Source organism: Solibacillus daqui (genome assembly GCF_028747805.1).
Taxonomy (GTDB): Bacteria; Bacillota; Bacilli; order Bacillales_A; family Planococcaceae; genus Solibacillus; species Solibacillus daqui.
This window is the reverse complement of sequence record NZ_CP114887.1, coordinates 1,741,825-1,762,885: the sequence shown is the minus strand read 5'-3', so window position 1 is coordinate 1,762,885 and position 21,061 is coordinate 1,741,825. Positions and strand designations below refer to the sequence as shown.

Genomic DNA, 21,061 nt, shown 5'->3' with positions numbered 1-21,061 from the left:
GTTTCCGCTAATCAAATCAAACGTTTTTAGTGGAAAACCCCTAGTTTTCTTTTAGAAAAAATAGCCTATTATATAAGAAAGGAGATGATGATATGCAGTTTTTACAGCATTTCATACATGCAGAAAAATCTAAATTATTTATATTAATTTCTCTCTCATTTCTTATTGGGGGCAGCATTGTTTTACAAGGAATGAGCATCGTAAAAATCGTGAACCATGTTTTTATCGAAAAAGGTGATTTTTCACAGACATATATGTTCTTCGCATACTTTCTTTTAGCGATTATTGTAAGATTGGTAGCGCAGTTTACAATGGGAAGAATTGGGGGGCTCTTAGCGGAAGGCGTGAAACAATCGATTCGAGAGAAATTATTCGAACATTGGTCTCTCACAGCAATGGAAAAGCACGTCGCCTCTCAAACCGGCGAAAAAGTAACGCTTTTAATTGATACAGTGGACCAGCTTGAAAGTTATTACAGAGAATATATCCCTCAAGTGATTAAAACAATTATCGTACCAATCATGATATTAATTACGATCTTTATCGTTCATCCAAATAGCGGTTGGATTATGTTGATTACCGCTCCATTTGTTCCAATCACTTACATCATCATCGGGATACAAACTAAGAAAAAATCGGAAGAACAATTAGATGCATTGAATCGCTTTTCCGGAAAATTTTTAGATTTACTACAAGGCTTGCAAACGATTCGATTATTTGGTCAAAGTAAACAGCAGGAGCAAATATTAGCTGACAGTAACGCGGGCTTTATGTCACGGACGCTAAGTGTCTTAAAAATAGCTTTTGCTTCTACGCTCTTTATTGAATTAATTGCCACACTTGGCATCGGACTCGTTGCACTCGAAATAGGCTTCCAAATGATTGTTTTTAAAACACTCACTTTTGCACCTGCTTTTTTTATTTTGACACTGGCACCTGAGTACTATAATTCGTTAAAAGAATTGGGCGCTGCATTTCACACTGGTCGAGGTAGTCTAGGGGCAGCAGCATTAATTGAGGAACAGCTAACACAACCCGAAAAGCCGGTTAAATGGGGTACAGCTCCCTTAGCTATTCAACCTACAATCTCATTGCACGATGCGCGCTTTAGTTATTCACATGGTCCAGTGATTGGTCCTTTATCTTTGACAATTCACCCTGGGCAAACGGTCGCATTTATCGGACAAACAGGTCAAGGGAAAACATCAATTTTAAATATGCTAGCGAGCTTAACTGAACTAGATGGCGGCACACTGCTATTAAATGACGCACCACGTAGTTCATATCGGGCTGAAGATTGGTATGCACAAACAAGTTATATTTCGCAGCATCCTTATATTTTTGCAGGTACATTAAAAGAAAATATTTGTATGGGACCTGAGCTGCCTGACGAAGAAATATATGAAGCGCTACAAAAGGCACACTTACTCGACTGGCTAAATCAATTACCAACGGGTCTCGAAACTCTAATTGGAGAAGGTGGACTTGGCTTATCAGGCGGTGAAAAACAACGAGTAGCGATTGCACGAGCATTTGTGAAAAAGCCTGCTATCGTATTTTTTGATGAGCCAACTGCGGGATTAGATGTGATCACTGAAAGATTATTAATGCAGTCGATATGTGTATTACGTGAAACTGCTACGGTTATTATCGCTGCTCATCAATATGAAAGCATACGTTTCGCAAATGTTATTCATATTGTAGAAGATGGCAACATCACAGCATCTGGAACACCGAAATCCTTAAAAAATCATCCATTTTATGAAAACCTACGTAAAGGAGGGCTTAATCATGCAACAGTTATTACAGATGATATGGACTGATAAAAAAAATGTGCTCCTTGCCTTATTAGCTGGTACAGTGAGCGGTTTAACTGCGGTTGCCCTCTTTGCGCAAAGTGGTCTACTAATTTCAAAGGCAGCCCTTATGCCACCCTTTTACATCATCTTAATTTTAACTGCCTTTTTAAAATTATTTGGTGTAACAAAATCCGCGAGTAAATACGCTGAACGCTATATTTCACACCGCGTGACGTTTCAATTTATTAGTATTTTGCGACTGGATTTTTTCAAAAAACTATTGCCGCAAGCACATGTACTCAATCACTATAAAAGTGGCGATTTGCTGGCACGTATTACAAGTGATGTTGAAATGCTGCAAAACTTCTTTTTACGTGTACTGTATCCACCTTTCATTGCGTTACTTGTATTTTTAGCAACGATTTTATTTACATTATTCTTTTCGCCATGGATTGCCTTCATTTTACTAATTGGAATAGTGTTAACAAGTATTGTCATTCCATTTGCTTTGTATCGTCGTCCATTTCATACAGCAACTGCTGAAAAAAAGCAGTTAACTGTCAACGCAACGGAATATTTTTATGGTTATCGAGATCTGCTTCTTCATAATCAATTACATGCGAGTAAAAAGACGTTATCAAAATTACACATAAGCTACGCCTCAAATCGTAGAAAAGAGCTCGACCGAGAACAAACTTCTTATTTATGGAACCAGCTCATTGCCCTACTTACAGGCTTTAGTGTTGTTTTTGTCGGTGCTTACCTTACTACGATTGGGCAATTAGAAGGTGTGTATTTAGCAATGATTGTGCTCGTATCGTTAACCGTTTTCGAATCCGCTGTACCACTTTCAATGGTGCCTATTTTTGCAAAACATACGAAAAAAGCGATTGATCAACTTGAAGAGATTACCTCGAAAAAAGTAACAGATGGCTCAATAGATTTAAATGATTTAAAGCAATCCATTCAGTTAAGGAATGTATCCTATCAGTATCCTTCAGCTACACGATTAGCCATTGAAAATATTACAATGGACATTCGTGCGGGTGAGAAAGTGGCGATTATCGGTCCGAGTGGCTCTGGTAAATCTACACTGTTGCAGCTTTTCATGAAGGAATTTATAAGAAATCAGGGGGAATTCTTTATTGGAGATGATGACATCGATTGCATTCGTATCTCTTCTCTATACGAGCATATTAGTACGATGTTACAGCACAATCATTTTTTCTCTGGCACGATTAAAAGTAATTTACTGTTTGCTAATCCTAAAGCAGCAGACATTACATTACAGCAGGCACTTACTAAAGCCTGCCTAGCAAAAAATTTAGAAGATCCAATCTTCGAAAAAGGCGGCAATCTCTCTGGTGGTGAAAAGCAGCGTTTAGCCTTTGCTCGCCTTCTTTTAAAAGAAAGTGATTTATGGATTATAGACGAGCCATTTACAAGCTTGGATATACAAACAGAGCAATCCTTATTTAACACGCTTATGAACGAAGCAAATAATAAAACGCTCATTATGGTTACACATAAACTATCAAATCTAGACCAATTTGATTGCATTTATGTCATGCAGCAAGGACAAATTATAGAATCTGGTACCGAAGAGCAATTATTAGCTAAGCAAGGGTTATACTATTCGATGTATCACAAAAAATGAATTCGTCAGATGGCTTCCTATTTTCATTTCATTACAGTTCTATAATAAAAAAAAAAGTGAAATCGCAGTCAACGATTTCACTTTTTCTTATGTCCTGACTCAGTAACGAAAAGACATTTCATCACTTTATATTTTTTTCTTCATTATCAATTGAAGCACTTTACTTCTCCCGTTATGACCAATTCCTTCTACTCGGTCTACTTCTACACATGCGAAATGAAGTACGTCATGTTTGTTTGCCCAATTGTATAACTCCGATTCGTTATATAAATAGTCGATTTCCTTTGGTCCACCAGTTTGATATTGCAATTGTGCATCTTCATACACTTCCATTAAAAAGATGCCATCCGCTTTTAATGAACCAACAATTTTATCTAACACTTCGTATTGATCGACTTTTGAAAAATGACCAAAGATCATGACCGCTCCGTCATAGCGCCCCACTTCAAAAGGGTCTTTAATTAAATCTTTTAATTCTGTTATTACATGTACTTTCTGTGACTTCGCTAATGTTATCGTTTTCTGTAACCCTTCCTGTGCGTAATCAAATGCAGTAACATCATGCCCCTTTGTTGCTAAAAATACCGCATTCCTTCCTTCACCTTCTGCATAACACGCAATCATTTTCGCTTGCCCGAAGATCTTCTCTTGTTGTTCTAAAAACGTATTCGGTTTTGTCCCATAATAATACGTATCTGATTTGAATTTTTCATCCCATTGGTTCATTTTGAACATTCCTTTCGATATCGAAAATTAGAAAAACACATAATAGCGCAAATTACTGTCTTTTCTTATGTGAATTAATTTGAAAATCTTATACTTTCTTATCCACTAAAAAGGCAAATGGTCGTATACAAAATGCATACGACCTTTCACACCTTTATTTGTTGTCGCTAATGAACTCGATTAACAGTTCTTTCGGCATGAAGCCAGCTGTTTTTGCCTTTACTTCTCCGTCTACAAATAATAGTAAGGATGGAATCGACATAATCTCATACTGTGCAGCTGTCACCTGGTTTTCATCCACATCTACTTTTACGATTTTTACTTCATGACCGATTTCTGCATCTACTTCCTCAAGGACTGGGGCAATCATTTTACATGGGCCACACCAAGCTGCCCAAAAATCGACTAACACAACTCCCTCTAAAATTTCTTTTTCAAATGTTTGATCTGTTGCATGTACAATAGCCATACGTATAGCCTCCTAAAAATTTTATAATTAATTCATACTAAATGGTGTAATATTTGCTCTCTTACTTAGCGCACATTTGCACCATTTTTTTCAGACTGCGGCTAACAGTCTCGTAATGGAGATCGACATTACTTGATAGCCTTGTCCAGTATGTCCAATTGACCAACTATTGGAGTACATGATGATTTTCCACTAAAACTCTCCAAACATTACGTGTTTTTTTATAAGCAACTTACACCATTAACATATACCCCTATAGGTATTTAGTCAAGTGATTTGTCCAAAATTCTTAGACAGTAATTGTGTTTTCACTTTCTTAAAATCGGTCAATTACGAAAATGAAAAACTGGGTCATCTGAAGGTAATGAATTACTTCGACTGCGAAATACAACTATTAACAGTAAGCCCGTAATCAAATAATTTTTTATATAATTATTTCCTTTTGAAAAAATATGCAAGAATTAATCAGCATATTCCACTAACCATAAATTATCTACTTACTTTATGTAATCATATTATTTGCAAAAAGTAAGTAACTATATCAAAATAAGTATTGTATTACTTACATACAATGAGGAGGATTTTCATATGACATTTCAAGCAAAAGAATTTCGTACAGCGGAGCATGACATTGCCGACGTATTTTTAAATCGTTGGTCACCACGTGCATACGCAGACACACCGGTAGCAGAGGAAGTATTAAACCGTCTTTTTGAAGCAGCTCGCTGGGCCCCATCTTCTGGTAATAACCAGCCTTGGCGCTTCATCGTTGCGAAAACGGAAGAGGATTTAGCGAAGTTCCATCCTGTATTAATGGAAGGTAATTTAGTTTGGGCAAAAAATGCACCTGTACTTGTTTTAGTTGTATCTGATAATACAAAGGGCTCTCATGAATTTGACGCAGGAACAGCTTGGGGCTTCTTATCATTACAAGCTGCTAATGAGGGCTTAGTCACTCACCCAATGAGCGGCATTTATAAAGACGTAGCAAAAGAAGCATTTAACATTCCAGAAACTTTTGATGTTCACTTAGCTATTGCAATCGGCTATAAAGGAGACAAAGAAATGCTATCTCCTGAGCTACAACAACGTGAAACACCATCTGGTCGCCGTCCATTAGAAGAAATCGTATTCGAAGGTTCATTTAAATAAGATTGCTGTAAGCGATGTGAATCTTGTTGTTCACATCGCTTTTTTCAAATAAAATAGGAAATCTTTTTCAAGGAGAAATTTTGCATAAAGATTAAATTCAGTTATGCCATTGCCATTTCCCACAACTAAAGCGTTTCATCCAATTTCTGAATCTTTGAGTGGGAAACTAAAAATACATTGCCTATAATGTCGATTTTGTCTCCCTTTACACGTACTGCGCAATCTTTGTTCGAAGCATAAATAATCATTTCTTCCGATAAGGCCGACAGTTCGTCTTGAACCAAAGCAATGTTGTTTTCAAGATCAAAGTGAGACAGGACGGAAAAATCGTTCAAGCCGATTCCATTGTAAACAGAGCTTTTTTCAACATTATAGCCTAAGTTTTTCGAGCATACCCATTTAGCGGACATGTTGATCGCTCCAGCGCTTGCCCCCATCACAACGGCTTCGCTTTTTTTAATCACATCCGACAATTCATATTCCATTAAAAACTCATTTTGTTTAAGAGTATCCCCACCCAACAAGAAAATGACTGAAGCATTTTGAATTAAGGTTTGGGCATCTTCCTTCTGTACGTGATAGTTAATTAAATGATATTCATCAAACATAATGCCGGCCTGATCAAGCCACAAGCGTTCAGTAGCACCATCAGCTTCATATGAAAATGGATTCGAGCTAATCATAGCGAGTGATTTTCTATCAGCTATATCCTCCCGTAACACCTTGCCTAGTTTTTCAGGAAAAAAATCGTTAAACCAACCTAAATAATAGTGAGTTTTCATAAGTACCCCCGTAGAAAATGAAATGTTCATCGATTATTAATTGTAATCTGAGTAGTCTCTAATCCAAGTCGTTTTTTTAATTCTTCAGTAATAGTAAATGAATTAGTTGAGCCTTCCTTTACATCTACAAATTTATGATGGATTCCAGTAACAACTGTTCCATCAGTGAAATATGTTTCAGTAGGTTCAGAATTCATTGTGATGTGCTCCGTATAATTTCCATTTATTTGTCCTTGTATTAATATTTCATTTGGTAATACCAGGTAGGCGGGTTGTCTTTCCATCAAAGAAATCTCAATGATAGATTCATGTATTTCAACTATACCGTTTGTCGGAACAGTTATTCCGTTTATTTCCAATTCATAATCCCATAACTTAATTGCTAAATCTTTTAATTGAGCGTTACTATAGCCTTTAATAAGGTCATCAATCCATTGCTTATAGTAATCTGCTTCCTCTTTCTTAAAGTTAAAATCAGTTTGAATATTATACAAATCAGCTTGAAGTTCCTCAATCTGCTTTTCTAGTTTGTCAATTTGAGTGGTTTTATCTTCCAGAATCTGCGTCGAAGCGTTTACTTCATCTATATCATCACTATTTGTAGAGTTATCGCGATTATTATCTGAGCAAGCAACGAGAATAAACATAAGACTCAAGCATCCTATTATTCTTTTCACCTAATCTACACCCCTAAAATTTAAATATTTTAACTAAATATACCAATTGATTTAGATCACAGCAAATAAAGTCCCAAAAGCAATTGTTAGATGTGTCTATTATTAGAGGTCACTTTATATTTTATGGATATTAGATCTCTTTCCTAATTTTGAGTTAGGAATATGTTTTAGGTTTATTCTCTTAATAAATTCGTCACACCAATTTTCATATCCTCAAATATTGGCCTTTGAACAATACTTATTTGATTAATATCAATTTTTGCCTCTTCGAAAAACTGCAAAGATAGTGATTCATTATGTTCATCTTGATAATCTAATGTCTTGCCATCACTTAACAGTAATCCTTGTGTATCTATATTTACTTCAAATAAAAACATAACGAAAACCACTTCATTACCATCAGGATATGTATACATCATTCTTTTACCAGTATAAACGGAAAGAAAATTATACTCTTTAATAGTTAAACCCGTTTCTTCTTTCACCTCACGTATCATCGTTTCTTCAATTGACTCTCCTGGTTCCATTGCTCCTCCAGGTAAACCCCAATTTCCATAATCCGACCTTTTTTGTAACAAAATTCTTCCATTTCTATCTTTGATTAATGCCCCACCAGTGACTATAATTTTTTTCATGTAAACCTTACTTTATCATTATTGTATCGTTTTCTTCTTTTTATATTTTTTCAATATACCTGCTCATTCTAATTTCAAAAGGTCCCCAAAGAATCAACTGTCAACGAATCATTCAAAAGTAGCCTCTCCCCTTCCCATTCAATGATACAATTAAAAAATAATTCAGTTAATTGATAGTATTTTAGATGAAAAAGAATGAGGTGAATACATTGAAAAATGCAATAACAATTGCTTTATTTTTTGTTTCGATTATTCTTTCAGGATGTAATTCTCCCAATTTAAGTGATGCTGAATTTACGAACATTACACCAGCCGAAATTAAGATGGATAACGTTACTTATCTTTTGACTGAAGAAATTTTAACTACTGACGAGGTTGAAGATCAAATAGGAAAGGTTACTCAGATTCAGGTGCTTGTTTCTTACTCAGAAGCCCAAAACCCATATAAAAATCCGAGTAAAATTTTTAAGATAAAGGATATAAGTGTCGAAAAGGCTATTGCAATTCAAGTTAATGACAAACTATTTATTGCAAATATTGATGAATCATAATGATAACAGTTGTATGCAAAGACTATATTTATTTAATTTTCTCCGCCAACTCTAAAATAATCCCTTCTGGCCCACGAACGAAGCATAATTTATACGCGTTTTCGTAGTTTTGTATTTCACCAATAAGTTCTGCGCCTTTGTTTTTCAATTTGGTTACAAGAGCTTCAATATTTTCAACAGCAAATGCAATATGCTGGATACCCAGATTATTTACTACAGGAAGCTGTATGACATTTTCATCTCTTGAAGTGTGAAATTTTAATAGTTCTATGTTTACTTCTCCGTTAGGCGTTCGCAACAATACTAATTCTATATTTGCATCACTATTTAGCATTCGCGACGTTATAACTTCCTCTTTACTGTCTTGAATCCCCATTATTCTCTCCATACGATCCGCCCACTCACCTTCCACTTTTCCTTCCCCTAGCATTTCAAGGCCAAATTCAAGAAAAAATGCTTTCGCAGCAGGTAGATCATTTACGATTATTCCAACATGATCTATTCTATGGATTTTCATCTCGCATACCCCTTTTTTACTATTTTTTATACTATCCTTTTCTTATGATTCTAAAACAAAATTGCCCGATTGGGGAAAATTGATTTTATTAAAAATCAATCAAATTAGTCCAGCAAACAAGAATAAATACTGCTAAATTAATCGTTTGCACTTCCTGTATAGAAGGCTGTATGAATAATGTTCATACAAGAACTATACAAAATTAAATTTCAGTAAGATTAAACAACTATATGAATTGAATTAGGTTCTTTTGAAATAATCCTACCTTCAATTTCCCCAACATTTGCAATTATAAGGCGATTTTCAATATGTATAGGAACAGAACATCTCTGAAATTATTTTCAAACGTGGTACAAACAGGTTGTTCAATAAAATATCCTTGATTCATTACTTTCATGCTTAGAAAATTGTGATGTAATGCTTGTGTATTTAATTGGGTAATATTCATTGGATCGAAGCCTACTAATTTTATGGCACCTGAAATGGTTAGTTTTATGCCTTCGGATTTATAAAATTTTTCGAATGCTGTTAATTTAGTTGTTTTAGCTTTGTTTATTATTTGGGAAACTTCGTCTGAATTATTAGGAACATGTACTTCAATAGGCGTGTAGTTAGGGTAGGTATTTTTGAAAAACTGATACAAGTTTAACTTTGATTTTGTAAATTTTACTTTCCAGTCCTTTGAAATGTCATCTAATTATAGACAAATAAATAATCCCGAATTATAGCAGCTACTTCGGATATTTATGTGCGATAAGTTATTATCCAATAATTGTTCTGCATATTTACCGATCACATTTTCTTCATTGGAACTAATATCGGTTAAAGCTTGATATTCAACATAAAATGCAGGCCCTTCAATCGTTTCAACTGAATTTTCATATTCTACATAATCAGGAAATAGTTCTGTTCTTTTATCTCTGAGTGCGATAAATTCTTTTATTTTTTGCTGTTTTTCTATTAGATTTGTTGATACAAAAGCTTCGTAAAGTCTTTTTCTTTCTAAAATGCGCAAATGAATATTATTAAAATCAATCGGATAGTTGAATCCTAATATTTCATCTGGATAACGGCTTTCTTCTGATAAGTGTTGAAACACATGAAACGATTCATGTACAACTAAAGAGTAGATTACCTCAAACGAATCATATATTGTTGTATCTACAATAGCTGTTGGCACATCTTCAAATAGTATACAAGTACAAGCATGAAATTCTTCCGTTTTTACTAATTTGATATACTGCTCTTCTTTGAATTTAGGATGGTTAAATAAGAAGACATCTTTATCGTCAAAAATCGCAAAGGCAACTGGCTTAAAACCATCCCAATATTTTTTTAACCGTTCGAATGTTAATGTTATTGAAATTCTATCTAAAATATTTTGCATAAAATTCTCCTTTCGGTAATTAATATTCGATAAAAACCACACTCTTCTTAATATCTATCCAGATTATTTATAAACCTATTTAAAATTATATGTAAAGCTTCCTAATCGTCATTAGGGAATATAACATTCATAAGCAACCAAAATCTCCCTCAATCAATTGAATGGGGAATTCCGTACCTTCATTTAATAACTTTATTTGTAAGTATAGTCCATATTTATCCTCATTTTTATTACGATTGCTGAAAAAACGATATACGGTACTCTCTTAAAATGTGAGATAGCATCCATTACCCACTCTCCAGGTTCAATATGGTGATGGATGCTATACCACTCATGCTCGATTTTTTCTAATTAATGTCTAGAGAGCACCAGATGCACTCATTATTCTATCGGCTCTTTCGTATACTCAAATAGCGATTTGAACGTAGATTTACTCTGGACATTTTGCCTCATACGACACCTATCGTCTCCTTCACAAAAGCCTCAAAATTCTCAAGCTCTTCAATATATGGATTGTGATTGGATTTTTCAAACACCATTACATGCGCATCTGGGATCAGGTTTGCCATTTCATATGTAAACTCAATCGGACATTGTGCATCATAGCGCCCGCCAAATATAAAGCTGGGAATCGTAATGTTTGTTAATGCTGTACGAGCATCATAACTCTTCACTTCTACTTTTCTAAAATAATCAAGCGCTTTTCCGTTTGTTTTGCCACTGTTCGGTAATGATATTGTCAACTTTAATTTTTCCTCATCGTAATACGACATTAATGACCATTCATATGATAGCTTTTGGCGCTCTTCCACTGTTGTAGCAGGGTTATTTAATAATTCCATGATTTCTATGATTCGTGCAAAATTCGGATTGTCCGCGCAGTACATGCTTTCAGGGTGACTTGCATAAGCCTTACTCGCCGCTGTACAGCCCGCAATTATTTTCGTTAAGGAATGTTGTGCTAACACCGCGTATTGTAATGCCAGCATGCCGCCTGTTGAATGCCCTGCAAATGCCCAATTTTCAAAGCCTAATGCCTCACGAATCGCCTCTAAATCTGCAATGATTTCTGAAAAAGCCATTTGTTCATCTTGAGTAATTGGTGATGAATTTCCTGCACCGCGCACATTGATTAAAAATACCTCATAGTGTTCTGTAAACGGATTGGCAAACAGATTACCACGCGCATCAAATTGTAAAAAATAATGCGAAATTGCAAGTGGTGCACCCTGCCCTTTTGTAAAATATTCAAATGTTCCACGCTTTGTTTCAATGACATGCTGTTTCCACATAGGCTCGCCTTCTTTCTAAAAAAATAAATACTAAAACTTTTCTAAAACAGTATCCACACTGTTCCACACATATACTTCTTCATCGATCGTTACCCCACCGATTGTAATTGGGATGGTTTTCACATACTCCGCACCGTAGTATTTGTAAAACTCACGTGACTTATTGTCTGCTAGTACCTCGACATATACTTTGTGAAAGCCTTGTTCTTTAAACGTATGCATTATTTGTTTTAACAAAAGCTTTCCTACACCCTTCCCCTGCCATTGTTCAAATAAATAAATGGCCGATAAATCAGTTGCACCCGGCTCTGTATTTGTGTCGCGCTTTTCTCCTACAACAAAGCCGATAATTTCATCGTTTGTTTCTGCAACAAAAATATTTCTATCAAGATTGGCCATATTATTTTGCCAAAGCGTTGTGCGTTGTTCATAACTTAGCTTGTCTAAAAAGCTTTGTGGAATAATATTTTTATAGGTAGTGCGCCAGCTATCCACATGTACCTTAGCAATATTAGCTGCATCTTCTAACTGTGCTATTCGAATAATCATATTAACACCCTCCTTTTACCATTATTACATTTTTCAGGAATATATGCATCGCTGATTGTTCAATTTCGTCCATTTCTATTAATAGAAAAAACCGCAAAAAGCTGGCATCAGTTTTTGCGGTTACTTGTTATAAATGGATTAAGGCAGTGTTTATAAATGAAATAATTTACATCCTAACACTCGTATCATTACCAATTAATCTACATCTGTAATTTGATTTTTTAATATAGAAGGCAGTACATCTTGTGGGATTGGGCTTTCATAAACCTCTCCACTTAAAGCCTCTTTTAGTTCTTGTTGCGCAATCATAATTTGATCAGGGTTTTCGAATAAGTAAACTGCTGTAGATGCTATTACTTTCCCTGCTTGAAGCATACCTTTATGCGCGATAGGAGTGTTTCCTGTCGCAACAGCCTGCCAAGAATGTAATTGTGTACCTCTTGCATGACAACTCGTTACAATTTGTGCTGTTGGTACAACCCAGCTTACATCTCCTACATCTGTTGAGCCTGGCATTGTTAGACGCATTAAATTCTGATCATAAGGAAGTAGTGCTGAAAATAACGCATTGTTTTTTTGACTTGCTTCTATTGTTCTATACGCTGGCAATTTTCCAAGTATACTACTATTTTTATCATGTTCAGAAAGCGTATCACGAATTTTTTGTGCAAATTCATTGTCTACATCATCAAACTCTGGCACACCCATTTGTTCAAATTGATTGTACATAATTTGCTGAACCGTATCATTTGGAATCACATTGGAGCATGCTTTTTCAAAAATCACTTCTACATCTGTACTCGTCATAAGCGCAGCACCTTTTGCAATATCAATGATTCTTTCATAAATTTCTTGTGTTTGTGTCGTCTTTGGTGCGCGAATTAAGTACAAGACAGAAGCCTCTGACTGGACGATATTTGGTGAAATACCTCCTGAATTTGTAATGGCATAATGTAAGCGTGCCTCTGGAATTATATGCTCACGTAAAAAGTTACTACCTACATTCATTAACTCAACAGCATCCAATGCACTTCGCCCTAGATGCGGAGCGACTGCCGCATGAGAAGCACGTCCTTTAAATTTGAATGTTGCCTGAATATTTGCTAATGTTCCGACCCCCATAATACCGTTCATATCAGCCGGATGCCAACAAAGGGCAATGTCTACATCATCAAATGCACCTGCACGCACCATAAAAGTCTTACCAGAACCACCCTCTTCAGCAGGACAGCCGTAATAACGAATTGTACCGCTTAGCTGATGTTCTTCCATATATTGCTTTGTTGCAATGGCTGCTGCTAACGAACCTGTCCCTAACAAATTATGACCACAGCCATGACCATTGCCATTCACTTCAATTGGGTTTTGTTGTGCAACTCCACCTTGTTGACTTAATCCAGATAGGGCATCATACTCCCCTAAAATCGCAATGACCGGTTTTCCTTGTCCCCAAGAACCGATGAATGCTGTCTCCATTTGACCAATGTTTTCTTCAATTGTAAATTGCTCTTGAATCAGTGCTTGTTTTAACAAATTCGCTGATTGATGCTCCTGAAATCGAATTTCAGCATAATTCCAAATTTCATCCGAAATCTGAATATATGTGTCTCTTTTACGATCAATATAATCTGAAATTTTTGCTTCTATTGTATTTTCCTGCAGCATTTATTTTACCTCCGCAAGTTCATTTTGTATGTCTTTATTAGATCGTTCTTGTTGATCTTTATTTTCTGGTTTTATTTTCACAAAGAATGCAGTTACTGTAGAAATTAAAATCATAATCATTAAGAATAAGAAAGCTGCGTTATATGAATTGTTAAAGATTGAAATAACAAAGCCCATAACGGTTGGTGCAACTGCTCCTGCCATTTGCCCACCAAAATATACAATCCCTGTTGAAGTCCCGATGATTTCATGTGAGAAATATTTTAATGGCATGATTAATACGGCAGTTGCTGCTGTCATAGTTCCAACAGTCGTTAAAGATTGAAAAGTAACGATTAGTCCAATTGCATCGACTGTTGTCATTAAATATAAACTTATCGCTGCAAAGACTGTTCCCGCTGCAATAACGAACTTTTCTAAACCTGGCTTTATTTTATCTAAAAGTAAGCCAATAGATAACGCTGTTACTAAACCCGCTAACCCTGGAATAACTGCTAGAGACCCCATTTCAATCATTTCAAGATTTTTAACCTTTACTAAGTAGGTAGGCATCCAAGAACTTAGCCCCCAGTTTGTCATACTTACGCCAAAATAAATCAGCATTAATTGAAATACCATTGGTGCTGTCAATACTTTCTTCAATGACACTTTTGGCTTTTCTTCTTTTTCTTTAACTTTTGACTTACTCGGTTTTAGAGCAAACACAAGAATAACTGTTAAAACTACACCCATTACCCCAAAACTAAAGAATAAATTTCTCCAGCCCATTTGTGTAATTAATACCGCTGATAATAATGTCGCAACGATAGCCCCCACTGTTGTAGCAGCAGTTAAAACGGATTTCGCACGGCCTCGTTCTTTTTTAGGGAAATTTTCTGCAATTGACAGCGTACTCGCTGACGGGAAACTTCCTTCCGCTAAACCAAAGAAGAAACGAATAATAATTAAAGATGCTAGAGACCAAGCCAAACCTGTAATAACTGTAAAAATCGACCAAAGAAGAACTGAAATAATAATAACAATTCGCGCACCAAATCGGTCAGATAAATAACCGCCAATTAGCTGCATAATCGCGTAGCTTAAAAAGAATACCCCTAGTACCATGCCCGCCTGCGATGTCGTTAAACCAAATTCCTCTGTAATTGGAATAATCGCTACGTTCATCGAAAGCTTGTCCAAATAATTAACAATCCAAGTTATAAATAACGCTACTAACACTACATATTTCCGCTTTGTATATACTTCATTACTCAAACAAAATCCCCCTTTATTTAAGACGTATTAAAGACGTCTTTAAAAAGATTATAATCACACACTATAAAAAAGCGCAATAAGTTTTCAGAAATTTCTTTTAGAATCACCTTATTTATATTATTTAATTGCATTACCAACAGTTAATTCCTATACTTTAAACAGAGAAAGGAAGTGCAACATGGTACGTATCGGGATTATACTTGCTGAAAGTGCATTAAATGATTTTATTCAATTAAAAGATATAGTAAATGACAAAAATGAATTTACATTTTATACATATAAAGACACGTCCGAAATTCAAGCACTTTATTTACAATCGGAATTATTGCATGACGCCATTATTATCAATCAACTCTCCACTATGATTTTGCAGCGCATTGGCATCAAATTTAATACACCTACCTATTCCTATATTCCAAGTGAAACAGATGTATATAAAAAGCTTTTTAACCTTAGTCTTACCTATCGCAATATTGATTTATCTACTGTATTTTTAGACTATGATATGATTACAAATTTTTCGCCAAATGAGTTAGCAAATGAGATGTATGAGCAATTTCTAACTATTTTTGAAGCGAATATTATTAATGATCAATGGCAAAGTAATTTTTATAATCGAATTTTAGACAAGCATATACAAGCCCATAAAAGCGGGAAAGCTACCCTATCTGTTACGACATTCAGCAATATTTACAGCCAACTCGTAAAAGCCAATATTCCAACTGAGTTAATTACGCCTTCTCGGGAGACTTTAGTTCAATTTATAGAAAAAATTATTTTGGAAGTAAGTCACCAAAAGCTACTCGACAATAAAATCGTTGTCGGAAAAATTACTTCGGATGCGTTTAATGCGTCTGATTACCATCTCAACGCGGGCTATAATATTAACTTAACCATTTCAGAGCTACATGAATTCAAACGTAAATATAAGCAAAAATTTATCATTCAACAAAATGCAAACTTTATCGAAATTTTGATTTCGCACAGCGAGCTGATGATGCTTTCGCACAACTTAAAGTCAGATCCCGTAGCAGCAGCACTAAATGAAAGCCTATCCTTCAATATTTTTGTCGGCTGGGGCATTGATTTTAATATTGAGGAGGCGCATCGAAAAGCTCACCTTGCCAACCACGAAGCCAAAATTCAAAAGAAATGCTCTGTTATCATCAATAACACAGATCAATTCATCTATTTAAATAGCGAGAAACAGCAGGAAGTTGTTATCGAAAATAACCCTGCTGTACAAAAGCTAAGTGAACAAACTGGTATTTCAGCATTGATTCTTAATAAATTATTACTCGTCATCAATAAAAAAGGCAGCAACGAAATTACATCTGATGATATTGCAACTCATTTAGCGATTACTGTAAGAAGCGCCAATCGCATGCTTAATGAACTAGAGGCAAAAGGCATTGCACATACCATTTCTACAAAGCACGAAAAACAACGAGGTCGACCGAAAAAGGTATTTAAAGTTTCAATTTAAGCCAACCGTAATACGAATTTCAGCAATATATGATCAAATAAACTGCACCCCCACTAACAAGGGAGGTGCAGTTTTTTTATAACAGAATAATTACTTTAATAATTTGTGAAAAATTTGAACAAAATGGCACTGTTGATTCGTCTATAAAGTAGAAAAGTTTTAACTTGCTTCAGCGGGGGATCAAACCCCGGCTGAAACAAGTAAATCCCCCGGCGGATGTAACAGATTTTTAGAGGAGTTTTAAAGAGGAAGTCAGCCTAAAAACGTCACATCGTGTGACAACGGCTGACTAACCCACGTCCTGTGGTCCTAAACTCGAAAAAAATCTGGACGCAATTACGCCGAGGCGTAATTGATAAAAGGAGGCGAAACAGTTGTCAAATCAAGAAATGTCTAGGCTAGAATGGGCGATGACACAATACGGTGAGGCACTTATTCGACTGGCCTATACCTATGTGAAGGACGTGCATATCGCCGAGGACATTATTCAAGATGTATTTTTAAAAGCCTATGAGCTTCACGACCAGTATCGAGGGGATGCTTCGTTTAAAACGTACTTATATCGCATGACGATTAATCGCTGTAAGGATCATTTAAGAAGCTGGTCGTTTAGAAATTTGTTTTTTACGAATGTTACGCATGAGTTATGTGTTGAAATCGGCGCTGAGGATACAATCATTCGCTTTGAAGAAGATTATGAGTTTGGTATACAAATATTAGCGTTACCAGTAAAGTATCGTGAAGTGCTCGTGCTACACTATTATCAGGATTATTCGATTACGGAAATTGCGGATTTATTAAAAAACTCGGAGAATACAATTTATACGAGGCTGCGTCGTGCGAAGGCACAATTAAAGGAACATGTGTTAAGAATGGAAGGTGATTCGATTGGATAAGTTAACGAAAAAAGATGTCCAACGTGGGATAGATACAGTCATCGGCAAACGTGTACTTTTTACACCCGATCTTCGTAAAAAAATTCGTAGTGAAGCAAAGACACGTTCGAAAAAACAGCGCTTCCCAATACAATGGATCCCCTCCGCAATTATAGGCATTGCTCTAATCGGAATTGCTCTGTTTTTCATACTAACTTCTGCTACACCAACCGAGGCACCAAATGTTACGACCGAAAATCCCGTACAAGAAATCAATTTGGTGAATGACCTTTCTCAGTCGTACTACGGCCTTGGTAATGGCACGAATGGCTCAACGTTTGAAGATGGTGCATTAGCGTTACAAGTCGTTGAAAAAACACTGAAATTTTTGACCGCTTATTCTACAGGTGACTTTGCTACGACGAAACAATTTCTACATTCAGAGGCAACGCTTGATGAGCAAAATGAAACGATTATTTTTCGTCATGATGGAGAATTTTCATTTGAAAAAGCTTTTTTCCAACCGTTTTCTGCGACCGATCTAGAGCTTTTGACCATTTCTTTAACGGAGCAGGATAATATTTTCATGATTTTCCGAATTGATCATCATTCATATGAAATTATGCTGTCCAAAGATTTAAATGCCAACGACGAATACCGCATTAGCCAAATTCTCGGGAATAGTTAGGAGGGGTACCATGAAAAAACTGATACTTACACTCATTGCGCTAACCTTTGTTGTGACTGGATTTGGCATGATGAATGCTCCGTTTGCCGAGGGTCAAATTGTCACAAAAGAATCGAAGGATATGCCGATTTATAATGACATTTTAATGATGCGCCTTGTAGAATCTGCGCTTAACTTCGCCGGTGCGATGGCAAGTGATAATACTGAACTTGCCACACAAGAGGTCCATACACTCACTAGGCTTGACGCTTCGAACAATGCCTTAACATTTACGAATGGAACAACGCTTAACGTGATGCACTTTAGCGCGTTTTCGCTTGCCAATTTTGAACTATCTTTTTATGATGAGGAAAACTTAATTATTGGGTTAAAAATTGATGATCAAATTTTTGCTCTGCGTTTTGAACGCGATGAAATGAAAGATAATTTATTGAAAATAATTGAAGTAACACTAAAATAACACCTAAAAGCCTGCTCATGATATTTAAGCAGGCTTCTTTTTATAAACAAAACAAATCGTACTGCATTGATAACTTCTCTAAAAAATCAATGCCAGCAACACTATTTCCAACATCATCAATTGCTGGTCCGTAAAGTCCTATCCCTATTGAACCCTTTAAATGCTCGATTTCCCCCTCTTTTACAACAGCAATAATGGCACCTGATACACCGCTTTTTGCTGGCAGACCAACGAATGCGGCGAATTTTCCCGAAAAATTGTACATGCCACATGTCATCATTAACGCTTTAGCGATGTTGATAACTTTTTTGCTGCACGCGGCTTCACAATTTTGACCATTTGTCGCTAAATATAGTGCGATTTTCGCTATATCTGAAGAATTCACTGAAATCGAACAAAGCTGTAAGTATACTTGTAGCGCTTCCTCAACATCGGATTTTAAGAAGCCATTCGCTTGTAATATGTAGGCAATGGCACGGTTATAATCAGCCGAATGATATTCTGACATATACACTTCATTATTTACCGATACTTGTTTATTTAATATTTTTTCAACGAAAGATGTTACAGACTTCACCTTATCAAACATTGATTGCCCGGGTAATAACGATGCAATGGTAATGGCTCCTGCATTAATCATCGGATTGAACGGCTTGTTATTGTTACTTTCTAAGCGCACAATTGAGTTAAACGAATCCCCTGTTGGCTCGACGTCTACATAACGCATGATTTCCTCTATACCATGATGATGCGCAGCCACCATGAAACTTAGCACCTTGACAACACTTTGAAGCGTAAACGTTTTTGTGCAATCTCCAAGCTCGATTTGATCATCCCTTGACATCAGACTTACCGAAAATGCAGTAGAATCTGCTTCAGCTAAAGCAGGAATATAGGATGCAACCTTGCCCTTTTGAGTCATTTTTTTTGCGTCTTCATATATTATTTGCATGTTTTTCATCTATCTTCTAGCTAATCGAAATAATTAGCTTCCCCCTCGCAATTTTTTTAACTTGAGCGTTTTTAAAGCAGTCTAATTGTTTTAGTAAAAGAAAATATAAAAGATATTTTGCAAAAAGAGCGAAAGTATTTTTATATGATATTTTTTCCACCTCGCCTCACCTAATATTGTATAATTTTAACAAATAACTAAAAACTGAATTGAGGTGATTGAGTGATTTCAAAAGAAGTAAAATGGCTAGTCATTATTATTTTCTTCTTCTCATTGATTTTTCATATTACAATGGCTCAAATGAATAATCCGAACTTAGGGCTGTTAATGGCGATTCCCCTATTTTCGTATTTATTAATCCATATCATATTATTTAAGAAGCCAATCAAGCAAGACTTAGCATTACAACTACCAAGAAAAAAAGATTTACTATTATCCATTTTTACCCCTATTCTCTTAGGATTATTAATTAATGGCGTGTTCTATTATTCAAAAAAAGGCATTTTCTTATTTGAACAGGTTTCAGAGCTATTACCTTTACTATTAATTGGACTTACCATTGCTACCTTTTCAGCACTACTAGAAGAAATCATCTGGCGTGGCTACTTACATAGTCAATTAAGAAAAATTTATTCATTTCACAAAACGGCCTGCATCACTGCATTAATATGGAGTTTTTGGCATGTACCTATCGCACTTTTCTATAAATCTTATACAAATATTGCAATCGGGACATTTAGTTATCTCGCCATCTTATTTATTGTCTCTTACATCCTCTCGTATTTACGAGAACAAAGCCGTTCTGTAATCCCAGCTGCAATTTTTCATGGATTAATGAATGTGCTTTACTTTGGTGATGGGATAGAGATGCAATTACCTTTGCAAACAATCGAAGTGACAAAGTTGATTTTATTATGCGTGTTCTTTTTCATCCTATTACGCTTAACCAAAAAATCGCCGTTCGATAATTCAATTTAATTGGAGGTATTTTGATGACTTTAATGCTAAAAAAATCTAACCAATATGAAGCAGCAATACTCTTAGCAATTCAAAAACAAGCATTTCAAGCAGATTTATTAACATACGAAGACGTCACTTCAAGCCCTGTGAATGAACCGATTGAACGTTTACAGTATAAACTAGCTCATTTCGAGCATTTTACAATTTGGTTTGATGAGGAAATCATTGGCGGTATTGATATACGCAAGCTACCAAACAACCATTATCGTCTCAATCGAATTTTTATTGCAGATGCTTTTCAAAATAAAGGCCTCGGTTCTCAAATTATGCAGCTTATTGAGAATGAATTCACTGATGCGCGTAGCTGGTCGCTTAATACCCCGCATTTGAACACGCGCAATCATCATTTTTATGAAAAATTAGGCTATGTCAAAATCGGCGAGCATAAAATTTCGGATAAATTAACACTATTTGAATATGAAAAAGTCATGTCAACATTTAAAGAAAGTTAGGTGATTCAGGTGATTC

22 protein-coding genes are annotated in these 21,061 nt (G+C 35.7%); 10 read left to right on the top strand and 12 right to left on the bottom strand.

Translation table 11 applies throughout. The annotated features are described in order from the left end of the window. Nucleotides 1-92: 92 nt before the first annotated feature. A complete protein-coding gene (gene cydD, locus O7776_RS08490) occupies nucleotides 93-1,823 on the top strand; it encodes a thiol reductant ABC exporter subunit CydD (protein ID WP_274310163.1) in 1,731 nt (576 codons plus the stop codon). Further along, nucleotides 1,792-3,456, top strand: coding sequence for a thiol reductant ABC exporter subunit CydC (cydC, locus tag O7776_RS08485; RefSeq protein WP_274310162.1), 1,665 nt, complete (start codon nucleotides 1,792-1,794; stop codon nucleotides 3,454-3,456). Before cydD ends, cydC begins: the two co-directional genes overlap by 32 nt. Nucleotides 3,457-3,582: 126 nt before the next feature. Here the strand turns inward: cydC and O7776_RS08480 are convergent, their stop codons facing one another. After that, nucleotides 3,583-4,182, bottom strand: a complete 600-nt coding sequence (locus O7776_RS08480; protein WP_274310161.1) for a class I SAM-dependent methyltransferase — start codon at nucleotides 4,180-4,182, stop codon at nucleotides 3,583-3,585. Nucleotides 4,183-4,336: 154 nt separating this feature from the next. Next, a complete protein-coding gene (gene trxA, locus O7776_RS08475; protein ID WP_274310160.1) occupies nucleotides 4,337-4,651 on the bottom strand; it encodes a thioredoxin in 315 nt (104 codons plus the stop codon). Nucleotides 4,652-5,239: 588 nt separating this feature from the next. Here trxA and O7776_RS08470 point away from each other — a divergent pair. Next, nucleotides 5,240-5,803, top strand: coding sequence for a nitroreductase family protein (locus O7776_RS08470; RefSeq protein WP_241370522.1), 564 nt, complete (start codon nucleotides 5,240-5,242; stop codon nucleotides 5,801-5,803). 125 nt (nucleotides 5,804-5,928) lie between these two features. On the opposite strand, the gene O7776_RS08465 is transcribed toward O7776_RS08470, so the two are convergent. The 3 genes from O7776_RS08465 to O7776_RS08455 all read right to left on the bottom strand — a co-directional run bounded on the left by O7776_RS08465 (nucleotide 5,929) and on the right by O7776_RS08455 (nucleotide 7,897). Then, nucleotides 5,929-6,585, bottom strand: a complete 657-nt coding sequence (locus O7776_RS08465; protein WP_274310159.1) for a Type 1 glutamine amidotransferase-like domain-containing protein — start codon at nucleotides 6,583-6,585, stop codon at nucleotides 5,929-5,931. Between the two features lie 26 nt (nucleotides 6,586-6,611). Beyond that, a complete protein-coding gene (locus O7776_RS08460; protein ID WP_274310158.1) occupies nucleotides 6,612-7,262 on the bottom strand; it encodes a hypothetical protein in 651 nt (216 codons plus the stop codon). 173 nt (nucleotides 7,263-7,435) lie between these two features. Next, entirely contained in the window at nucleotides 7,436-7,897 is a 462-nt protein-coding gene (locus tag O7776_RS08455; protein ID WP_274310157.1) for an NUDIX domain-containing protein, read from the bottom strand. 209 nt (nucleotides 7,898-8,106) lie between these two features. Here O7776_RS08455 and O7776_RS08450 point away from each other — a divergent pair, with 209 nt between their 5' ends. Then, nucleotides 8,107-8,448, top strand: coding sequence for a hypothetical protein (locus O7776_RS08450; RefSeq protein ID WP_274310156.1), 342 nt, complete (start codon nucleotides 8,107-8,109; stop codon nucleotides 8,446-8,448). Nucleotides 8,449-8,476: 28 nt separating this feature from the next. Here O7776_RS08450 and O7776_RS08445 read toward each other — a convergent pair whose 3' ends face one another. The 6 genes from O7776_RS08445 to O7776_RS08420 all read right to left on the bottom strand — a co-directional run bounded on the left by O7776_RS08445 (nucleotide 8,477) and on the right by O7776_RS08420 (nucleotide 15,112). Then, nucleotides 8,477-8,965: a VOC family protein gene (locus tag O7776_RS08445; RefSeq protein WP_274310155.1), complete on the bottom strand. Its 489-nt coding sequence runs from the start codon at nucleotides 8,963-8,965 to the stop codon at nucleotides 8,477-8,479. Between the two features lie 697 nt (nucleotides 8,966-9,662). Next, nucleotides 9,663-10,352: a hypothetical protein gene (locus tag O7776_RS08440; protein ID WP_274310154.1), complete on the bottom strand. Its 690-nt coding sequence runs from the start codon at nucleotides 10,350-10,352 to the stop codon at nucleotides 9,663-9,665. A gap of 449 nt (nucleotides 10,353-10,801) precedes the next feature. Then, entirely contained in the window at nucleotides 10,802-11,644 is an 843-nt protein-coding gene (locus O7776_RS08435; RefSeq protein WP_274310153.1) for an alpha/beta hydrolase, read from the bottom strand. A 30-nt stretch (nucleotides 11,645-11,674) separates the two neighbouring features. Beyond that, nucleotides 11,675-12,193, bottom strand: coding sequence for a GNAT family N-acetyltransferase (locus tag O7776_RS08430; RefSeq protein ID WP_274310152.1), 519 nt, complete (start codon nucleotides 12,191-12,193; stop codon nucleotides 11,675-11,677). Nucleotides 12,194-12,388: 195 nt separating this feature from the next. Beyond that, nucleotides 12,389-13,858: a M20 family metallopeptidase gene (locus tag O7776_RS08425; RefSeq protein ID WP_274310151.1), complete on the bottom strand. Its 1,470-nt coding sequence runs from the start codon at nucleotides 13,856-13,858 to the stop codon at nucleotides 12,389-12,391. Beyond that, nucleotides 13,859-15,112: an MFS transporter gene (locus tag O7776_RS08420; RefSeq protein WP_274310150.1), complete on the bottom strand. Its 1,254-nt coding sequence runs from the start codon at nucleotides 15,110-15,112 to the stop codon at nucleotides 13,859-13,861. A 178-nt stretch (nucleotides 15,113-15,290) separates the two neighbouring features. Between O7776_RS08420 and O7776_RS08415 the strand changes: the two genes are divergently transcribed. From O7776_RS08415 to O7776_RS08400, 4 genes are all read left to right on the top strand, one after another. Beyond that, nucleotides 15,291-16,598, top strand: a complete 1,308-nt coding sequence (locus tag O7776_RS08415) for a helix-turn-helix domain-containing protein (RefSeq protein WP_274310149.1) — start codon at nucleotides 15,291-15,293, stop codon at nucleotides 16,596-16,598. A 374-nt stretch (nucleotides 16,599-16,972) separates the two neighbouring features. Beyond that, entirely contained in the window at nucleotides 16,973-17,494 is a 522-nt protein-coding gene (locus O7776_RS08410; protein ID WP_274310148.1) for a sigma-70 family RNA polymerase sigma factor, read from the top strand. After that, on the top strand, nucleotides 17,487-18,161 hold the full coding sequence (locus tag O7776_RS08405; RefSeq protein WP_274310147.1) for a hypothetical protein: 675 nt from the start codon (nucleotides 17,487-17,489) through the stop codon (nucleotides 18,159-18,161). Before O7776_RS08410 ends, O7776_RS08405 begins: the two co-directional genes overlap by 8 nt. Nucleotides 18,162-18,171: 10 nt before the next feature. Continuing rightward, nucleotides 18,172-18,621: a hypothetical protein gene (locus tag O7776_RS08400; RefSeq protein ID WP_274310146.1), complete on the top strand. Its 450-nt coding sequence runs from the start codon at nucleotides 18,172-18,174 to the stop codon at nucleotides 18,619-18,621. 40 nt (nucleotides 18,622-18,661) lie between these two features. Here O7776_RS08400 and glsA read toward each other — a convergent pair whose 3' ends face one another. Next, complete coding sequence (gene glsA / locus O7776_RS08395) at nucleotides 18,662-19,573, bottom strand: glutaminase A (protein WP_274310145.1); 912 nt, start codon at nucleotides 19,571-19,573, stop codon at nucleotides 18,662-18,664. A 222-nt stretch (nucleotides 19,574-19,795) separates the two neighbouring features. Here glsA and O7776_RS08390 point away from each other — a divergent pair, with 222 nt between their 5' ends. Next, nucleotides 19,796-20,551: a CPBP family intramembrane glutamic endopeptidase gene (locus O7776_RS08390; RefSeq protein ID WP_274310144.1), complete on the top strand. Its 756-nt coding sequence runs from the start codon at nucleotides 19,796-19,798 to the stop codon at nucleotides 20,549-20,551. Nucleotides 20,552-20,565: 14 nt separating this feature from the next. Then, nucleotides 20,566-21,045 (top strand): GNAT family N-acetyltransferase, encoded by a 480-nt coding sequence (locus O7776_RS08385; protein WP_274310143.1) that lies wholly within the window; start codon nucleotides 20,566-20,568, stop codon nucleotides 21,043-21,045. The last annotated feature ends 16 nt before the right edge of the window (nucleotides 21,046-21,061 follow it).

Excerpts from the sequence above, each read along its gene's own strand:
- cydD (WP_274310163.1), top strand. The coding sequence starts at position 93 with ATGCAGTTTTTACAGCATTTCATACATGCAGAAAAATCTAAATTATTT.
- cydC (WP_274310162.1), top strand. The coding sequence starts at position 1,792 with ATGCAACAGTTATTACAGATGATATGGACTGATAAAAAAAATGTGCTC.
- O7776_RS08480 (WP_274310161.1), bottom strand. The coding sequence starts at position 4,182 with ATGAACCAATGGGATGAAAAATTCAAATCAGATACGTATTATTATGGG.
- trxA (WP_274310160.1), bottom strand. The coding sequence starts at position 4,651 with ATGGCTATTGTACATGCAACAGATCAAACATTTGAAAAAGAAATTTTA.
- O7776_RS08470 (WP_241370522.1), top strand. The coding sequence starts at position 5,240 with ATGACATTTCAAGCAAAAGAATTTCGTACAGCGGAGCATGACATTGCC.
- O7776_RS08465 (WP_274310159.1), bottom strand. The coding sequence starts at position 6,585 with ATGAAAACTCACTATTATTTAGGTTGGTTTAACGATTTTTTTCCTGAA.
- O7776_RS08455 (WP_274310157.1), bottom strand. The coding sequence starts at position 7,897 with ATGAAAAAAATTATAGTCACTGGTGGGGCATTAATCAAAGATAGAAAT.
- O7776_RS08445 (WP_274310155.1), bottom strand. The coding sequence starts at position 8,965 with ATGAAAATCCATAGAATAGATCATGTTGGAATAATCGTAAATGATCTA.
- O7776_RS08440 (WP_274310154.1), bottom strand. The coding sequence starts at position 10,352 with ATGCAAAATATTTTAGATAGAATTTCAATAACATTAACATTCGAACGG.
- O7776_RS08435 (WP_274310153.1), bottom strand. The coding sequence starts at position 11,644 with ATGTGGAAACAGCATGTCATTGAAACAAAGCGTGGAACATTTGAATAT.
- O7776_RS08430 (WP_274310152.1), bottom strand. The coding sequence starts at position 12,193 with ATGATTATTCGAATAGCACAGTTAGAAGATGCAGCTAATATTGCTAAG.
- O7776_RS08425 (WP_274310151.1), bottom strand. The coding sequence starts at position 13,858 with ATGCTGCAGGAAAATACAATAGAAGCAAAAATTTCAGATTATATTGAT.
- O7776_RS08415 (WP_274310149.1), top strand. The coding sequence starts at position 15,291 with ATGGTACGTATCGGGATTATACTTGCTGAAAGTGCATTAAATGATTTT.
- O7776_RS08400 (WP_274310146.1), top strand. The coding sequence starts at position 18,172 with ATGAAAAAACTGATACTTACACTCATTGCGCTAACCTTTGTTGTGACT.
- glsA (WP_274310145.1), bottom strand. The coding sequence starts at position 19,573 with ATGCAAATAATATATGAAGACGCAAAAAAAATGACTCAAAAGGGCAAG.
- O7776_RS08385 (WP_274310143.1), top strand. The coding sequence starts at position 20,566 with ATGACTTTAATGCTAAAAAAATCTAACCAATATGAAGCAGCAATACTC.